An 18,049-nucleotide genomic window follows, 5' to 3' on the forward strand; every position below is an offset into this window, starting at 1 on the left:
TTATGCCAGAATCATGTGATGCAAAATTGTCCGGACTGTTCGCAAAGAAGTGCGGGCATAAGCCAAAACAAGGGGTCAGTAAAAAATGGTATTTCAATACCGATGACATTGATCGGGGCGCGACATTGACCGCCAACCGTGGAACTAAGGTTACGGCCCTGGTATTAAAAGCGGGAGCAAAAATTTATCCAGCTGAAGGAAGCTCTAAAACTAAGAAAACCAAGCACGCCTTGGCAGTTGGAGATTTTGCCAATGGGTACATCCATACGGATGAATTCATTGTCACTTACCGAGGTGAGGAAGAATCCGAAAGAATTCAGGAACTCGTTGACGGAGCCCGAGTGGGGACCATCAACAAAATGGTTGATACAGGATTGAACGGTGAGATTTCTTATCGTATCGCCGGACTTGAGTCGGGAATGGACATCTTGAATGACGATTTCGATTCTACTGCCAACTCTGGTGCAACTACTTTGATAGTCGCTACCAAGGAGGGTGAGGAAGAGGGAACCGGATTAAAGATTTTCCTGATGGCCGAAGGCGATGGAACCACAGGTCTCGAGGAAACTGAAACCTGGATTGCTGACAATGAGTACGTCGCTCCTTAATGAACGTGTACGGTTCATCAGCGAGACCCCAGCTGATGAATTAGTAAGAAAGCACCTGACCGAGGTATTCGATCTCTATCAGGAACTATTCGGGGAAGTTTGTACCGGCTGTCCAACCAAGATAGCCGGCTACATTAACAGAATCAAAAAACTTAAAAAATATAAGGTCATGAAAGACGATCGAAATTTTAAACTTAAAACTGGGAGTATTCTTCCAGTTCCTGGATCCAGCAAGGTCTACACAAATGAGAATCTCACTGATGAGATTGCACTTAAATTTATCAAAAAGAACCCGAACCGCAAACAGTTGTTTGCCGTTCTGCCCAAAAACCTTGACGAGCTTTTGTCGGGTAAAGAAAAAGCTTCAGAGGCTACACATGTTGTAGTTGGTGAGAACAATTACACCGTGGAGGAAGGTACGTCCATCCTTGCGCAGATCGGTGTCAATACCAGCGCCAAGACTATTGAGGGCGTTCAGAAACGCTTCGATGGTCTGAAGGCAGCTGATCGCAAAAAGCTTGACGAGCTTTTGGCGGTGGCCAATACCATCAAAAATGAAGGGGATGAAGGAAAGAAAGAGCCGGTAGAGCCTGCTTCCGAACCAGGCAAAAAAGCCGAGGAAATCGAGGTGAACAATCCAGAAATGCCGGACGAAGAAGAATAATCCGCTATGAAGTCAACGATTCCTAAAGCCTTCAAGGAGGAGAGAAAGGATATTTTCAACAAACGATTTGGGGTTATTTTCCACGGGGACGATAACCTCAAGTCGCTTATAAACGAGAATGTCATTGATCTTTCCCCAACTGCCTCACAATGTGCGTGGACTTATCAGACGTTCATTGCCGGGGGCGGTTTCAATGTTGATATGTCCAATGTCAATCTAAGCGATGTGTTTTGGGAGGACACTACACCAGATGATCTTCTTCAGGAAGTTGCTGAATCGGGATCAAAGCATCAAGGCGCTTTCATCAGGGTGGGGTATAATGCCAATTATGAAAAGGATTCATATGCGGTAATCCCATTTACATTGTGCAAGGTAGGACAGAAGGACAGTGATGATTACTATGGTAAGATTGTCGTAAGCCCAAAAGGGTGGGGCAGGAACCTTAAAAAGGAAGACGTCGATGTATACGATGTGTACAACCCACGTCCAGAGATTATTCAGGCCCAGGTAGATCGTGCCGGCGGATGGGAAAACTATAAAGGACAGATAATGTTCTTCAAGTTTGAAAGAAAACATACCTATCCATTATCCCTGGTCGAAAAGGCGATGAATTTTGCCGAGGTTGAGTATCATATGGGACTTTATTACAAGGGCACGGTACAAAGGAGCTTTGAGGACATCCAGTACATCCGGCATCGTGAGTTTCCCAACGTTGAGGATGAGCGTAATTTTTACAAAAACATAGATGAAATCTCTGGGCTTGAGAATGCAAGCCGTAAACTGATCATTAAGGATGACTGGGACGATGAACGTGAAAAGTCCGGGAACTTTAAGTTCGATGTCATTAAGAATGAGGTCAAGGCAGAGAAGTATGCCCACTTTGAGGAGAGCTCCAGTAATTTCATCCGAAAGGCATACAAGAACATACCACCACAGCTCATTGATTTCATTCAAGGAAAACTTGGTAACACTTCTGGAGAGGATCTAATCAAGGCCCAATCCATTTACAACGCTCTGACCGCCCTGGACCGCCAAAAATTGGAGCGGCTTTTCAAGGAACTGTTCTGGAACTATAAGGATCCTATCAATCCGACTAATGACTGGAGCATAAAACAATTTAAACTGCTTGATGATGGTACTGTTAATCAATAAGGCAAAAGTTTCGGAAATCCTTCAGGTGGCCATCGGCTACAATGAGGACGAGTTCAACGTTTTTATACGTGAAGCACAGGATTTCGATTTGAAACCGCTTCTATGCGAGGATTTTTACTTTGAGCTGCTTGAAAAAAAAGAGGATGCCGAGTGGAAATTGCTCATTGATGGGGGAGAGTATCAATATAACGGAAAAAATTACTCCTTCAGGGGAATCGGAGACGTACTGGCATACTTTACCTATGCCAGGTTCTACAGAAAATCGGGAAATGTCAGCACGAGCCATGGTCTGGTCAATAAGACCACCCCTCATTCAACTCCTTTGACTACTGAAGAAAAGAATAATATGTACTATAAGTACAAGAAAGACGCAAATTTCATCTTTGAGGACTTCAAAAAGTTCATCGAGCGCAATATTTCGACATACCAGAGCTGGAACAGCTGCTATGAAGGTTGTGGACGGACACGATCAACATCTGGTTTCCAAACGCGGGTGATCTAATGACCAATATAACAAATCTAAATAGCCAGAGGTTTACACTCAATGGCATTCCATATTATAAGAATTTCCTTTCCCAGATCATTGGTGATCCCGTGTCCGGGAACTTGGTCAGGATTGTCAATGCATACGATAGTAAAATGGAACTTTTACGTCCGACACGAATCGATGAGATATCTGTTAACGGTCTAACCTATCCAACTGCCCAGGCTCTTCAGAACGTTTTGCTTCCAATCCTTTATTCCAGGGGAACGCTCGGTGATGGAAATGCTAATGAAAATGGTATTATTCAGATGGGGCCTATTGAGCTGATCCCTGATCCAATAATCGCTAATCTTCTGACTGTTAAGATACCTATACTGCCAGTCGTGCCCATTTGGAGAATTGGAGGAGTGGATTATTCAAAAGACACAGAGACTCTCATTCCCATTCCAGCAGCGGCTGAGGATAAATATAGGATTGATACAATCGTGGCCAATACTGCAAATGGTTTTGAACGAATTGCCGGAGAGGAGAGGAGTGATGTTGGTGTACCTCCGCAACTTCCCTATAATGTAATTGTAATTACACAGGTGAATGTTTTTGGTGAGGATATTGACGACCCGTCAGATCCTTTACCTCCAGGGAATCAGTTTGTGACAAAAAGTTCTAAGAGATATAGGTCGAATTCTGCTCCAAATCCTCAACTACTTTTTTTATCCCAGGAATATACGACCCATTTATTAAAGCCTTCATCTGTAGGACAAATCCTTAAGGGATTTTTCATGGTTACAGATTTACCAGGAGGGGTTGCTTATGACGGTATGGATATATTTCTGAAAAACTCTGAAGTTGAATCTGTTTCACTAAAGCATAACGACGGTACAGCGACTGTTCCATTTTGGTTTGCTGAGGAGACTGATCTGGAAATCAAACAGAATGATATTCTACATTTCAAATATAACGCTGTACAGAATAGGGTTGAGCTTTTAAAATTATCAAATGTTGCTCCTTCATTAGAAGCCACCGTAACTGCAGATACTGGCACAACGGTCAATTTATCTAATCCAGTCGGGAACAGTTGCAATATGTTGTCGGCAAATGGGAATTCTGCATTTACCACAACAGGTGCAATAGCTGGTGGTGAAGCAACAATCTTAATTAACAGAGCCACGGAACCAACAGTTACAGGAGCTACAAAAATACCCGGACACACTTTTCAGGCAAATACAGATATGCACCTGAAAGTGAAGTGCCGCCAAACAGGAATTGTTCAATATTACTTTTTAAAACTTACGTAATGGCAGGTGATTTTGATGAAATGAGAAGATTTATTGGTCAGGATATCCTTTTAAACACTTTCATAGGTGGCGTTGGGGCTTCATATATAACAAGTGCTGCTTCATTTGCGTCAAAAACGGCAGGACTTTTGGAAACCGATATTCAAAACTTTTCAATTGACGCTTTCAACAATGTTTCGATGTACATCACAAAACCTTATTCAACGATTTTAAATACATTCAATGTAACATCGGTAACATATTTTATTGACCTTGATGGACTTATTTTTGGATTGGCGCAAAGTTTCGTAGGAGCGACAAATTTGAAATATTTTTACGCCCCTAATGCAGATTTAGAAGGCGCAGGGAATTCCATTGAAAATGTGAATAAGTTGCTCAAAATTAACGTGAAGCCTATTTATTTGCAAAACAGATTCTTGTTAAGGAACGCGAATAAGCTAAAAAAATTATATTTCCCAAATACAACCCTAATTGGAAATTCAAATTATCAATTCCCTGTTTTAAGAGATTTAGCCTCGTTAGAAAGACTTTATTTAAAAAATTTAACATCCGCAAATTCTACATTTAATGATGGTGGCAGAACTCCAACCGAAGCCCACGATTTAACCAATATAAAAACAGGATGCAAAATTTATATAGGAGATTATTGTAAGGTAAAAGATAGACAGGCTTTTAATTGGTTACGACTTCCTTCAGGTTCCATAGATGTTGGAGATAAATTTTATATAAATGGGTTAACATATACGTGTGTAAGTGGAACACCTACCGTAGATGGCGAATTTCAATGGTCTTCTTTTGGAGGAACAACAGGAATAAACCTTGGAAATGCTATAAATGCAGATACCAGAACAGGAACTTATTCAACAGTAAGAAATGTGAGGTTTGGTTCAACATTGGGTTTGTATGTATTAGCACCGGGTGTTGGGGGTAATGCGGTAACGTTGTCGAAGGACCCGTCCAATACAGGTAGTGGTGTTACCATTGGTCCTGCAAACTTTTATGGAGGACACGATTTACACCCAATTATGATTTATGCTAGAGATACGAGAGGGTGTACTATTATAGAATGTGGAAGTGTGATTTTTGTTGATGCTCCAACTTTATTGAGTTATTCAAACTTAACATCAAATTCAGTTGATTTAAACTTCACGCCACCAACGCCAAATGCTAATGGAACGGATGCTTATGAAGTTTGGGTTGATGATGGTACTTTATGGAGAAAACTTTTTGAACATAGTGAAATAACATCTTCGGGTGATACAGTTGATTTAAGCGATGTGATTTCAGATGTGGGAAGTTTGACAGGGGTAAAAATAAAAATTAGAACCATTGACGGGCAAATGAATTTCAGTGACTTTAGTAACGAAATAACACTTTAATGATAAAATTCAATTCAAAAATAGAAAACTACAAAAGCCCACGGGCAAACCGCGGCTTTTTTCCATCGCCTTATGTTATTGCACGTTCGGCAGAGCCTATTCCAGATAAGCCTATGCTCATTGCAAAGTTTCAGTTTGCGTATGAGCTGGAGGGCAATGTGATAGAAATTGAAAGCTACCGAAAGGTATTTGACCAAACTTATATTCCAACAACTATTTTAAATGAAAACGATGAAGAGGAAGAAATTCTTGCTTTCCTAACACGTGGCGGCACCTATGATGAAGAAAGAATACAAGAATGGGGACAGCCAGACTACCAAGGTGCTATTCAATATTTTAATCTTGAAAGTATCTGGACTGGATTGACATTGGCAGATACGCCATTTAAGCAATTAGCAATAGACTGGATAAAGAATGTAATTACCTGCGAGGGCTTGCCTCTTAAAGTGAATTTTGAATTTGAAGAATAATAATAATGATTGACAAGATCACCCACTCACCTGCGACAATGTTCGAGATTGTAAAAAAGGCATTTTGCTTTGAGCATTTCGGGTTGTTTCCACATTCTTTTGGATTGGCCTTTATCTTCTCAGATTTGGCAGATAAATATATTAAACCCCGGGTTCAAGTAGTGGATGTGCTCGTTGACATCTTTAGCGCTGATGTTATTAGGGGATTGATTCTAACATTTTTTGTGTTCATCGCAGGCCTAGGAATGTACATTGTCATTTTTACTTTTGATTTTATAACTGGATTAAAGGCTTCCAGAAAAGAGCATTTGATATCTGCAGGAACAACCAAGGGTTATGTAAGCTCCCAAAAACTTTGGAGTAGTGTTTGGAAATTTTTTGCTGTGATAGTTATCAGTTCCATTCTAACCATTTTTTCCTGTGCTCTGGTATTTATTGATCAGGACACACTCCACCAGGGCGGTATGTTGATTACCCTTTTTTTCTTCTTTATGGTAATCTCATTTGATGTGCATTCAATAGGGGAAAACCAGGAACGAATGTTTGGGAAAAAGCCTGAATTCTACAAAAAAATGGACTGGTTCTTCAGGAAGATGGGTGACCTAGTGATGTTGAGAATAAAAAGTTTCTTTTTCGGAAGATCCTATGATAGTTATCAATTTGATGAAAACCAAAACAAAAATGAAAACGATGAAGACCTCGGAAATTTTAAACGGGAATAAGCTTCGCGCTTCCGTACTGAAATGTGACCCACAGGCATTTGTGAACAAAGTTGTGGAAGTTTCGCTGAAGCTTCAGATAAATCCGCATTGGTTGATGTTGGTAATGGATCTTGAGACCGCTGGAACGTTTGACCCTGCGATAACCAATAAATTGGGATATACAGGATTGATTCAGTTTGGGGATGCGGCCGCAAAATCTTTAGGTATTACAACTGCGGAACTTAGACAGATGGATGGCGTGGAACAATTGAATTTTGTATTTCTTTATCTCAAGCCCTATAAGTCCAGGATGCAAAGAATGACCGATGTTTACTTGGCAGTTTTCTTTCCTGCTGCAATTGGTCGTCCAGATGGATGGGTGCTGCACACGTCAAGACTCTCTCCAGAGCGAATCGCAAAATGGAATCCATTATTTGATGTGAATAAGGACAGAAAGATTCAGGTCTGGGAAATCAAGCAGAAACTATTGGCAAGAGTGCCGTCTAACTTTATTCACATATTATGAGCTTAAAGACTTATAAATATATTTTATTAGCTTTTGTACTAATAACCTTGATGGGATGCAAAAGTACCCGGAACAGGCAAAAGCAAAGCAAGGTATATCTTGAGCAGGTTTCCACAAAGGAAATGAAAAATCTGATTCTCAACAACCAGCGTGAAAGCCAGGAAGCTTTAAAGTCTATAAAGACTGTAGAGGCCACTTCTGAATTAGGGAAATTCTCCGGTACGGTAGCAGACCCTAAGCTTCCCGCAACGGTCGAGGAGGAAAAAAAAGAAGGCAAGACCATTAGAACTTATACCAATTGGATCAATGTGATTACGGAAGATGAACTTAAAAAACAAAATACCATAGACAGTCTTACGATCGTCAATAATGAAAAGGAATCTACCATCACCGAACTGAACCAAAAGATTGATACGCTGCAAAAGAAACTCGAAGAAAGTAAAAATCTAAAAGTGGAACGCACATCAGAAATTATACCTTGGTGGCTGTGGATAATCTTGGCTTTATTGGGCGCGGGATACATTTGGTACTCACGGACTAAAAAAACCTATATGCCCTGGAAATGGTTTTCCAAAAAGTTTCCATAAACTTTCCATTTTTACTCCATCGAATTCGAGGTAATTATTTTATCTGCCACGCAAATATATATTCTTCAGGACCAAGAGAATCAATCAATAACTCAAACCCCCTCTCAGGGCTCCAGGTTGCACGACTTATACGCACACCTTCTTTACCTCCGTTTATTTTTACCTGGTAATCACCATTTTCTTTTGGGTGGTCGACCTCTAAATCTATATAGTCCATATCATTAATTTTGTTTACTAATTTCGGCAATTTAAATTTTACCAATATTCCTTTTCGCGATTTCTTTGTTGATATAATCGTTGGACTCGTAATAGCGAATAAGTTCATCAGCTTTATTCAGTTCATCTTTAAGCTCTTCAATTGATTTTTTTAAATGGAAGGCTTTTTCATTATCGGGTTTGATAGATTCGAGAGGATCTGGAGCAAATATCTCTTTTATCGGTTGAGGCTTTTCCAGAACATTTACATCATAGGGTGGATTCGGGGTGGTTGCGGAAAAGTATATGGAAATTATTAATGTGAGGATGGCTATACCAATAGCGATAGTTGAAGATTGTTGCGCTTTTTTCGCGTGCTGGCGCGAATCTTTTAATTCTAAATAATCTAAATATTGCTTTACCAATTCGCCCTTCATGTAGAATCTTTGAGTCATTACTTCTGCATAAGCCCGTTCATTATATTTTTCACCCTTGAGAATATAGTATTTAAGTTTATATAATGTGTCCGGGAGAGCATCAGCGGAATCTATTGATTGAAAATTTTTTAGAAACCATGAGACAAAAGTATATTCTCTACTCTTTGAAAAAGTAAAATCCAAATCTCTTTCTAAGAATGTTTTCATTTGAGAATATAAGAGACCATTATCATGATTATATCCAATTTCCATGGCTCTGATGTAAATATTTTTTTTCTTCATTATATAAAAAAAGGAATTAGATAGACTAAATTAATCAAAAATTGGGTGAACGCTCCATAATTTCTTTACGGTAGATCTCTTTTACCACCTTAGCATATCTCATCGTCATAAGTTTCGAAGTATGGCCATAAAGTTCGCGAAGAACATCCAGCTCCATACCGGCAATTATCTTCTGATTGGCCCCATAATGTTTATAACTATAAAGATTTACATTGATACCCATCCCATCTTTAACGATTTTTTTCCACCTTTTTGTGGCCGTATCCCTTTTCAATTGTGTGGGACCAGGGATGAAGTCACTTTTTGGACCACAGTTTCCTCTCCCTGGAATTCTAAAGCTTCCGAATAGAAAATAATTGTTGGGAACCTCATCTGCACCTATAGTAAGAAATAACTCCATTAGGAATCTATTGATAGGCACTGTGCGCTCTTTTCTAGTTTTGGTTATATGGGCAGGCAAATGAATTTCGGAGGCCTTAAAATCGATATATTCTATTTTGATCTGCAGAATTTCCCAAGGTCTCATTCCCGTATGGAAGATCGTGGCCACGAATACAAAAAAATTGAAGTGTTCAGATTCGAGTTTTTCTTTAATAAGAACATGCTGATCCAAAGTAGCTGGAACATTTGCTTCAGTTTCCTGGACTGGAAGATTCTTTATGTTATGGGCTGGATTATTTTCTATGATATCCCAGTGGATCAACTCGGACAATAATGCCTTCAAATGATTGAGATGCTTATTTCGGGCCTTGTTGGACCATTTCCTCTGTTTTGCTGCTATATCCATCAATTTTCTGATGTGAGCTCGTCTAACCTCATCCATTGAAAGCAAATTGAAGCCGATGGAGTCGATTGCGGTGTTCAAAAATTTGACAGTGCCTTTATATCCAGAATAAGATTTAGCAGAGAGGTTTTCTTTTTTCTTTTGAAGACAAAATTTAAGTGCTGCAGGAAGTGACATCTCGACATCCAATTCGGGAAGTTCAGGGACCAAAGGGTTCCATCCCTTTTTGAGTTTTCTAGAGAGAGCTTTTCTCAAGGCATTTGCCTCACGTTCCCTTTCTTGAAGGTTCTTGATGTAATTGATGCCAAGCTTGTAACGTTTCAATGTTCCATTGTATCGGAACCAAACGTACCATCCTTTTTCGGATCGACAAATTTTGGGTTTGGTGTAGATTGATTTTTTCATTTTAATTTGTTTAGAATTAAAATGTCTGCGGAGGTATCAATCTGTGCACGAATTGTGCTTTTGTTTTGAACTTTATTCCAGAACCCCTGTTTTTACAGGGGATTCGGAATTTCAGCGGAGAAAGAGGGATTCGAACCCCCGGAGGTGTTACCCTCAACAGTTTTCAAGACTGCCGCAATCGACCACTCTGCCATTTCTCCAATGCGGGTGCAAATATAGAAAGCTTTTTTTGATTTTTTAAAGCTTTTTTTAAACTTTTTATTGAACACCACAAGTTACCTTTCTCTGCTTTCCCGTTTCCCATAATATTTTTAGTAACTTTAATTCACAAACCAACTAGCAATGAAACTCTTAAAGTTAATTTTTTCATTATTGATTTTCTGTGACGGGTTTTCACAAAACAATAAACAAGTTGCGTTTCGTGAACTTACCGTGGAGCAGGGGCTGTCACAAAATAGCGTTGTGAGTATAGCTCAGGACACTACTGGGTTTATGTGGTTTGCAACCCAAGATGGACTCAACAAATATGATGGCCGAAATTTTACACATTTTGATATTCAATTTGAAGACGTTACCCGGCCCACATTTAGTAAGCTTGGTAAAATTTATGTAGCGAAAAGTGGAGAATTGTGGATTGTCTCCAATTCGGGGATACTTCAAAAATACAATGTAGAAGGCGATACTTTTAATTTTGTAAATAGTGTCAATAACGTAAGTACACTTATTCAAAGCGAGAAGTTAGATTATTTTTTGGGTACGTATGGAAATGGAATTTACAGAATAAACCATCAAACCAAGGACACAATTCAATTTTTAAAACCAAAAGATTCCAAACGCACCGTTTATAATTTTTTCGAAATGAAAGATAAAACCATCTTAGCTGTTACAAACAACGGTTTTTTCGAAATAAAGAATGATCATTATATTTTTAGGGAAATTTTATCGGGAACAAATTTTAGTGCAGCTTCGCAGGCTATTGACAATAGTCTTTACCTAGGGAGCTCTGGAAAGGGACTTTTCATTAAAAAAGAAAACCAATTACATTTTCAACAGTTCAAAGGATTTGAAAATGCAATACTTCCTGAAAATTTAATAATTCAAGATCTTCTTGTTGATAAACGCAACGACTTGTGGATTGCAACCTATGGCAAGGGGGTCTATTTGGTGAATTTTGATAAAAAAACCATTCAGAATTTTACCGAGGATAAAAATAACCCCTATGCACTGCATTATAATGACGTTCTAAGTTTGTTTGAAGACAATACCGGCACCATTTGGTTAGGTACTGACGGTACTGGCCTCAGCTATTATGATGAGTATCTAGTTAAATTCAACGTACTTACAAACGATCAAGTTCCACTAAATGTGGATGTTGATGTAATTAGGGCAATTGCTAAAGATTCCGAAAACAATATTTGGGTAGGAACCTCCGGAAAAGGGCTCACGCGCTTAAATATTGATAAACAAAATTTTTACACTTATACAGCTCAAAACTCAGATTTATTGGGAGATCGCATTATGAGTTTGTTAGCAGATGAGGACAAACTATGGATCGGCCATCAAACTCACGGGTTGCAAGTGAGGGATGCAAGCGGTACAATTACTTCCTTTAATAAAACCGCCTCTTTTACCATTTGGAAAATTTATAACGATAAGGACAATACAATATGGCTTTGTACCCGGGACCATGGACTCATTCAGTTTGATAGAGACCGTGGAATTATTCAGGAATACACAACCGAAAATTCAAATCTAAGCACCAATAATATCAGAACTATTGAACAGGGAAATGCATTTGAACTTTGGATTGGAACGGAGACTGACGGCCTTTTTAAACTAAACACTCAAAATAATACTATCGATAAAATAGAGGCGGTAAACAGCAATGTAAAGTCATTATACTTTGATGGTTCGGTTTTATTAATAGGAACAAATGGGGATGGATTGCAAGTTTTTAATCCAAAAGAAAAGACAGTACAAAAGTTTACCACAGCGGAAGGTTTGCCAAATAATGTAATCTACGGAATTCTTCCTGATGAGGAAGGATACTTATGGGTGAGCAGCAACAAGGGCATTTCAAAATTAAAATTTCAAGATAATACTATTTCAGTAATTGAAAATTATAGTAATTATGACGGACTGCAAGCTTTTGAATTCAATACAGGCGCATATTTTAGAGATCAAAATGGCGTGCTGTATTTTGGTGGTTTGGAAGGCTTAAACTGGTTTAATCCAAACCAGTTATCGTTTAATCCCATAAAACCAAAAACGGTTATTTCGGGCTTTGAAATCTTTAACCAAGATCGAAAACTCGTGCCAGGTCAACAGCTTCAGCATAATGAAAATACAGTTACGTTCACTTTTTCCTCCCTTCATTTTTCGCAACCGGAACGCAATCAATACAGGTATAAACTGTTAAACAATGATTCCGATTGGATTGATGCGGGAAATAACAACACTGCACATTACACAAACCTACCGCCAGATGATTATGTATTTCAGGTTATCTCCAGCAATTATGATGGCGTTTGGAATACAGAACCGACAACCTATTCATTTACAATTTTAAAACCTTGGTATGCTACCAATTTGGCAAAGGGTATGTATGCATTATTGTTTTTATTGTTTGGATTTTATCTCTACAGATATTTAAAATGGCGCTGGGAAATAAAAACCCAGTTGCGGTTGGAACACGAAGAAACCGAACGCCTGAAAAAACTGGATGAGTTTAAAACCAAACTATATACAAATATTTCACACGAGTTCCGGACGCCACTTACACTAATATCTGGACCGATTGAAAATCAATTGGCAAAAGCTAAACTTTCAAAAGATGATAAAAAGGAATTATCACTGGTTAAGCACAATGCAGACAGATTAGTGGGCTTGGTAGATCAAATGCTCGATTTGTCAATGATAGATTCCGGCCAGCGTAAATTGGCCATTAAACAAGGAAACCTGACAATTTTGCTCAAGCAGCTTATCAGTGCCTTTCAATACAAAGCTGATAAAAAAAACATTGCGATCTCAAGCAGGAGTAAAGGCCTAAAAAATGTGTGGTATGATACAGATATAATTGAAAAGGTTATTTCAAATCTATTATCTAATGCAATAAAATACTCTCCGGAAAACAGCACCATTGTTTTTGAAGCGAGTAATCAGGATGGGGTAGCGGTGCTTTCAATAATCAATCAAACTGATTATGTGGGCAAAAAGGATTTAAGTAAATTATTTCAACGATTTTATCAGGATAATAGACTTTCCGAAGGTGTGGGAGTGGGCCTTGCCCTGGTAAGAGAATTGGTTTCACTTTCAAAGGGAACAATAATCGCAAACAATATTGATGATAATAAAATTCAATTTACTGTTTCCGTTCCAGTTGAGTATACAGCCTTTGAAAAGGATGCTTTGGTTTTTGATGACAAAATAGAAAGCACAGAACCACCAACCAATCCACAGACTGAAAACGTTGAAAAAGAAAATCCACTTCTATTGATAGTCGAGGATGAAGCCGATATCCGGGCTTTTATCATTTCAATATTTAAGAATAATTATCAAATACTTGAAGCAGAGAATGGGGAAATAGGCATTGCGAAAGCATTGGAAAAAATGCCAGACCTGATAATAAGCGATATTATGATGCCCGAGATAGATGGTATCCAATTGTGTAACACGCTTAAAACAAATGAGCTTACTAGCCACATTCCAATAATTCTCCTAACCGCAAAAGTAGGGGAGGAGAACGAAATTGAAGGGATAAAAACCGGCGCCGATGCTTATGTAACCAAACCTTTTAAAAGTGAAAAGTTGAAAATTAGAGTTGAAAAACTCATCGAAACCAGAAGGCAGCTGCAAAGGCATTTCAGCAAAACCTTAAGCATCAATCCTGAATTGTCATTAACTTCAACAGAAAGTGATTTTTTAAAACGTTTGCAAAATGTTCTGGACGAACACATTACTGAACCAGATTTTACAAGTGAACGTTTTGGAAAGCTTATGCATATGAGTCGCACACAACTTCACCGTAAACTTAAAGCGATCTCAGGAATGTCTGCAAGTGAATTTATACGCTCACAACGATTAAAGTTAGCTATTCGTTTGCTAAAGGAAACTGACGCTTCCATTTCAGAAATTGCTTATCAAGTTGGCTTTAATACACCTTCCTATTTTAGTAAATGCTTTAAGGAAGTTTATAATTGTACGCCCAACGAATATCTTTCAAACAACACGTAACCCTTGATAAACATTCTAATTATAAGTGCTGAAACATATCTTCTATGTTTTGGAACATTTCTGTTAAGCCCAATTTATATATCTATTTAATTTTGGTGTAGGCAAAATGGCTTCATAAATGAAAAACTCCCTAGATTCAAAAAAAAAGGACGATGTCATCTATATGAGCATCGACCATTTGAAAGAGGGCAATTATGAATTGAAGATTCTATTAAATAATAAAGTGGTGAAATCTGTAAAAATTCAAAAAAAATGAAATATTCTTTTAAAATTAAATTGATTCTTAGTTGTCTTTTATTATTAAGTTATTTCTCCGGTTGTGGCATTGATGAGTTGGGGCCAAGTGATTGTTATACAAATAGTATCGAGCTCTACCGGGAATGGAATGAAGATTATAATGATGACATGACCAATATCGTGGACTCTGAGGGAAATGGGCAATCTCTTGAGGCTTGCCTGATGAGGCGCGAAAGAACAATTAATTATCAAAGCATGTTGATTGAGTACGAACTATTGATTCTTCAAAATGCTCAAAATGAAGGGTGTTCACAAGAAGAAATCAATAAATTGGGGGAAGAGATTGGTAACAGAATAGACGATTTACGAGAAGATATAGAAGTTATTTGGGAGAATTGCGAAGAAGTATATGGGAGTGGAGGTTAATTTTTAATTGTTTAATTAGTAGCAAAAGGATAGCGATAAAAGTTCAAAATTTTTATCGCTATTTTTGTGCTGAATACTAATTCACATTTTTAAATGACTTCAAATACAATTGAAAAACTTCACTGGCGTTATGCCACCAAAAGGTTTGACTCCACAAAAACTCTCTCCGAAGAGAAGCTGAATATTTTAAAAGAAACCTTTAACCTTACGGCAACTTCCTATGGTTTACAACCTTTAAAATTGGTTGTGGTTAGCAATGCTGAATTGAAATCCCAGTTGATGCCACTTACCTACAATCAGCCGCAGGTTCGCGATGCTTCACACGTTTTAGTATTATGTGTTGAAAAGAAAATCAATGAGAATTTTATTTATGAACATTTCAAAAGAGTAGAAGCACAGCGAAAAACACCGCGTGCCATTCTAGAGCCTTTTGAGCAAAACCTGCTAGCTTCCTTTACTGAAAAAAATAGTGAAGAAATAAAGGATTGGATGGTTAACCAGCTCTATCTAACCCTTGGCGCCCTTTTGACCGTATGCGCTGTTGAGAACATTGATGCCTGCCCCATAGAGGGTTTTGAACCAAAAAAATATGATGAACTGCTTGGATTGAATAAGAAAGGCTTGGAGTCCGTAATTGTACTTCCGGTAGGTTATCGTGACGAATCCGACTTTTTTATTAACCTCAAAAAAGTGCGTCGCGGTATTGACGAACTTATAATTGAAGTAAATTGATGTTTAAAAATCCCATTTCACAACACAACCATTACCTTTGAAGCACATCTATTATTCATTCTACATTAAACCTTAATCATTAAAAAATGCCCGGATTTGAATTTTTTGGCGCCGAAGAGCGCAAACAAGTACACGATGTATTGGAAACTGGCGTATTAATGCGATACGGTTTTGACGGAATGCGCAATAACCATTGGAAAGCAAAAGAGTTTGAAAAAGCATTTGCCGAAAGAATAGGTTCAGACTACTGCCAATTGGTTTCCAGTGGTACGGCTGCTCTTACGGTTGCTTTAGCTTCTGCTGGCATTGGCGCGGGCGATGAGGTAATTATACCAACGTTTACTTTTGTGGCAAGTTTTGAATCTATTTTGGCCTTGGGAGCGGTTCCTATTTTGGTGGATATTGATGATACTTTAACCTTAAACCCTAAAGCTGTTGAAGCTGCAATTACCTCAAAAACAAAATGCGTAATGCCGGTACATATGTGTGGCTCCATGGCAGATTTGAAGGCATTGAAATCGATTTGTGAAAAGCACAGGTTAATTCTTTTGGAAGACGCCTGTCAGGCACTTGGGGGAACATACGAAGGAAAACCCTTGGGAAGTTACGGTGATCTGGGTTGCTTTTCATTTGATTATGTAAAAACCATTACCTGTGGCGAAGGTGGGGCGGTTATTACAAATAATGAAAAGTATGCATTGCACGCAGACCACTATCAGGACCATGGCCACGACCATATAGGGAAAGATCGTGGGGCGGAAACGCATCCTTTTTTAGGCTATAATTTCAGAATTTCTGAATTGAATGCCGCCGTGGGAATTGCGCAATTGAATAAACTGGATGATATTTTAAAGACTCAAAAGGAAAACTATACTATTCTTCGTGAAACTATAGAAACTATTGAAGGTGTTACTTTCAGACGGGTTCCCGAAGGTGGCGAGGAAAATTATTCGTTTTTGAACTTTTTTCTTCCCACAGCAGAATTAACCCAAAAAGCACATAAGGCACTTGCTAAAGCTGGCGTAGATGCCTGTTTTTATTGGTTCACCAATAATTGGCACTATATAAACGGCTGGGAACATTTACGAAACTTGAAATCGCTTGGTAAACTTTCTGCTGAAGTTAGAAGCCAAATGCAAGATTTAAACAATACCGATTTCTCAAAAAGTGATGCTATTATGGGCCGTACAATTTCATCACTCATAAAAATTGGCTGGACGCCAAAGCAAGTGAAGGAGCGGGCAGAGGCTATGAAAAGCGCAATATTGTCGACTCTTTAATAATTCACATATTCCGTAATTTCCAAACCATATCCAATCATCCCTACACGTTTGGTTTGCTCGCTATTTGAAACCAAACGAATTTTATGAATTCCCAAATCGTGAAGAATTTGGGCTCCAATTCCAAAATCTTTGCTGTCCATTTCAATACGGGGTGCTTTTGCGATTTCGTTGGGTTTCTGTGCTTCTTTAAGTTCTTTTAAACGGTTTAAAAGATTAAGCGATTGACTTTGTTGGTTAATAAAAACAATGGCGCCTTTTCCTTCGCTGTTTATAACGTTGAACATATCATCCAACTTCTGTTCGGCATTGTTGGTAAGCGTTCCCAAAATATCACCATTTACCAAAGTTGCATTAACACGAACCAGAACAGGTTCATTGTCGTTCCACGTTCCTTTTGTAAGTGCTATATGGATTTGATCGTTTGTGGTTTGTTTATAGGCGCGAAGTCTAAAATCTCCAAACTTCGTATTTATTTTGAAGTCCTCCTTTTTTTCAATCAAGGAATCGTGCTCCATTCTGTATTTCACCAAATCCTCGATGGATATCAATTTCAAATCAAACTTTTTCGCAACTTTCATCAACTGCGGAAGTCGCGCCATCGTGCCATCTTCGTTTAATATTTCAACCAAAATCCCAGCGGCCTTTAATCCTGCCAATCGTGCCAAATCAATTGCAGCTTCGGTATGGCCAGTTCTCCTTAAAACCCCACCCTGCTTCGCGCGGAGCGGAAAAATATGGCCAGGTCTTCCCAAATCGCTAGCTTTTGTATTTTCATCAACGAGTGCTTTAATGGTTTTTGCACGATCGTGAACGGAAATTCCGGTAGTGCAACCATGGCCGATCAAATCTACCGAAACGGTAAACTGAGTGTGGTGCAGCACGGTGTTATTTTCCACCATCATATTTAAATCGAGGGTGTTACATCTATCCTCTGTTAATGGCGCACATATGAGCCCCCTTCCGTGGGTTGCCATAAAATTGATCATTTCTGGAGTAGCCATTTCGGCAGCGGCAATAAAATCCCCTTCATTTTCTCGGTTTTCATCGTCAACTACAATGATTATTTTTCCATTGCGAATATCCTCAATGGCTTCTTCAATAGTGTTGAGTTTAACGGAATTTTCTTTTTCTGTAGAAATCATAGCTTCAAATATGTTGTGCAAAGATAT

The 18,049-nt window shown here is 38.6% G+C and carries 19 protein-coding genes and 1 tRNA gene; 15 read left to right on the forward strand and 5 right to left on the reverse strand.

Features of this window, described 5'->3' with window-relative positions:
* Positions 1–2 precede the first annotated feature (2 nt).
* The 10 genes from AC58DT_RS04060 (at position 3) to AC58DT_RS04105 (ending at position 7,866) form a co-directional block, all read left to right on the forward strand.
* Positions 3–608 (forward strand): hypothetical protein, encoded by a 606-nt coding sequence (locus AC58DT_RS04060; protein ID WP_497215537.1) that lies wholly within the window; start codon positions 3–5, stop codon positions 606–608.
* Positions 589–1,272, forward strand: a complete 684-nt coding sequence (locus AC58DT_RS04065) for a hypothetical protein (protein ID WP_497215538.1) — start codon at positions 589–591, stop codon at positions 1,270–1,272. Before AC58DT_RS04060 ends, AC58DT_RS04065 begins: the two co-directional genes overlap by 20 nt.
* 6 nt (positions 1,273–1,278) lie before the next feature.
* Positions 1,279–2,424, forward strand: coding sequence for a hypothetical protein (locus AC58DT_RS04070; RefSeq protein ID WP_497215539.1), 1,146 nt, complete (start codon positions 1,279–1,281; stop codon positions 2,422–2,424).
* Complete coding sequence (locus AC58DT_RS04075; protein WP_497215540.1) at positions 2,402–2,926, forward strand: DUF6712 family protein; 525 nt, start codon at positions 2,402–2,404, stop codon at positions 2,924–2,926. Before AC58DT_RS04070 ends, AC58DT_RS04075 begins: the two co-directional genes overlap by 23 nt.
* Positions 2,926–4,203: a hypothetical protein gene (locus AC58DT_RS04080; RefSeq protein WP_497215541.1), complete on the forward strand. Its 1,278-nt coding sequence runs from the start codon at positions 2,926–2,928 to the stop codon at positions 4,201–4,203. Before AC58DT_RS04075 ends, AC58DT_RS04080 begins: the two co-directional genes overlap by 1 nt.
* Positions 4,203–5,582 carry a hypothetical protein gene (locus AC58DT_RS04085; RefSeq protein ID WP_497215542.1) on the forward strand — a complete coding sequence of 460 codons (1,380 nt, stop codon included), beginning with the start codon at positions 4,203–4,205 and terminating at the stop codon, positions 5,580–5,582. The genes AC58DT_RS04080 and AC58DT_RS04085 overlap by 1 nt, the downstream gene beginning before the upstream one ends.
* Positions 5,582–6,052 carry a hypothetical protein gene (locus AC58DT_RS04090; RefSeq protein ID WP_497215543.1) on the forward strand — a complete coding sequence of 157 codons (471 nt, stop codon included), beginning with the start codon at positions 5,582–5,584 and terminating at the stop codon, positions 6,050–6,052. The genes AC58DT_RS04085 and AC58DT_RS04090 overlap by 1 nt, the downstream gene beginning before the upstream one ends.
* 5 nt (positions 6,053–6,057) lie before the next feature.
* Complete coding sequence (locus AC58DT_RS04095) at positions 6,058–6,774, forward strand: phage holin family protein (RefSeq protein WP_497215544.1); 717 nt, start codon at positions 6,058–6,060, stop codon at positions 6,772–6,774.
* Positions 6,743–7,279 carry a hypothetical protein gene (locus AC58DT_RS04100; RefSeq protein ID WP_497215546.1) on the forward strand — a complete coding sequence of 179 codons (537 nt, stop codon included), beginning with the start codon at positions 6,743–6,745 and terminating at the stop codon, positions 7,277–7,279. Before AC58DT_RS04095 ends, AC58DT_RS04100 begins: the two co-directional genes overlap by 32 nt.
* Positions 7,280–7,401: 122 nt before the next feature.
* Positions 7,402–7,866 carry a hypothetical protein gene (locus AC58DT_RS04105; RefSeq protein ID WP_497215547.1) on the forward strand — a complete coding sequence of 155 codons (465 nt, stop codon included), beginning with the start codon at positions 7,402–7,404 and terminating at the stop codon, positions 7,864–7,866.
* 34 nt (positions 7,867–7,900) lie between these two features.
* On the opposite strand, the gene AC58DT_RS04110 is transcribed toward AC58DT_RS04105, so the two are convergent.
* The 4 genes from AC58DT_RS04110 to AC58DT_RS04125 all read right to left on the reverse strand — a co-directional run bounded on the left by AC58DT_RS04110 (position 7,901) and on the right by AC58DT_RS04125 (position 10,169).
* Complete coding sequence (locus tag AC58DT_RS04110) at positions 7,901–8,113, reverse strand: hypothetical protein (RefSeq protein WP_497215548.1); 213 nt, start codon at positions 8,111–8,113, stop codon at positions 7,901–7,903.
* 1 nt (position 8,114) lies between these two features.
* Positions 8,115–8,780 (reverse strand): hypothetical protein, encoded by a 666-nt coding sequence (locus AC58DT_RS04115; protein ID WP_497215549.1) that lies wholly within the window; start codon positions 8,778–8,780, stop codon positions 8,115–8,117.
* A gap of 34 nt (positions 8,781–8,814) precedes the next feature.
* Complete coding sequence (locus AC58DT_RS04120; RefSeq protein ID WP_497215550.1) at positions 8,815–9,969, reverse strand: tyrosine-type recombinase/integrase; 1,155 nt, start codon at positions 9,967–9,969, stop codon at positions 8,815–8,817.
* Positions 9,970–10,084: 115 nt separating this feature from the next.
* A tRNA-Ser gene (locus AC58DT_RS04125) sits at positions 10,085–10,169 on the reverse strand.
* Between the two features lie 142 nt (positions 10,170–10,311).
* Here AC58DT_RS04125 and AC58DT_RS04130 point away from each other — a divergent pair.
* The 5 genes from AC58DT_RS04130 to AC58DT_RS04150 all read left to right on the forward strand — a co-directional run bounded on the left by AC58DT_RS04130 (position 10,312) and on the right by AC58DT_RS04150 (position 16,877).
* Positions 10,312–14,202, forward strand: coding sequence for a hybrid sensor histidine kinase/response regulator (locus AC58DT_RS04130; RefSeq protein WP_497215551.1), 3,891 nt, complete (start codon positions 10,312–10,314; stop codon positions 14,200–14,202).
* 118 nt (positions 14,203–14,320) lie between these two features.
* Positions 14,321–14,458 carry a hypothetical protein gene (locus tag AC58DT_RS04135; RefSeq protein WP_497215552.1) on the forward strand — a complete coding sequence of 46 codons (138 nt, stop codon included), beginning with the start codon at positions 14,321–14,323 and terminating at the stop codon, positions 14,456–14,458.
* A complete protein-coding gene (locus tag AC58DT_RS04140; protein WP_497215553.1) occupies positions 14,455–14,865 on the forward strand; it encodes a hypothetical protein in 411 nt (136 codons plus the stop codon). Before AC58DT_RS04135 ends, AC58DT_RS04140 begins: the two co-directional genes overlap by 4 nt.
* 93 nt (positions 14,866–14,958) lie before the next feature.
* Positions 14,959–15,597 carry an NAD(P)H-dependent oxidoreductase gene (locus AC58DT_RS04145; RefSeq protein ID WP_497215554.1) on the forward strand — a complete coding sequence of 213 codons (639 nt, stop codon included), beginning with the start codon at positions 14,959–14,961 and terminating at the stop codon, positions 15,595–15,597.
* An 86-nt stretch (positions 15,598–15,683) separates the two neighbouring features.
* Positions 15,684–16,877 (forward strand): DegT/DnrJ/EryC1/StrS family aminotransferase, encoded by a 1,194-nt coding sequence (locus AC58DT_RS04150; RefSeq protein WP_497215555.1) that lies wholly within the window; start codon positions 15,684–15,686, stop codon positions 16,875–16,877.
* On the opposite strand, the gene ribB is transcribed toward AC58DT_RS04150, so the two are convergent.
* Positions 16,874–18,022 carry a 3,4-dihydroxy-2-butanone-4-phosphate synthase gene (gene ribB / locus AC58DT_RS04155; RefSeq protein ID WP_497215556.1) on the reverse strand — a complete coding sequence of 383 codons (1,149 nt, stop codon included), beginning with the start codon at positions 18,020–18,022 and terminating at the stop codon, positions 16,874–16,876. The two genes, AC58DT_RS04150 and ribB, sit on opposite strands and share 4 nt — an antisense overlap.
* Positions 18,023–18,049: the final 27 nt, after the last annotated feature.

Source organism: Aequorivita sp. CRS11 (assembly GCF_059693805.1).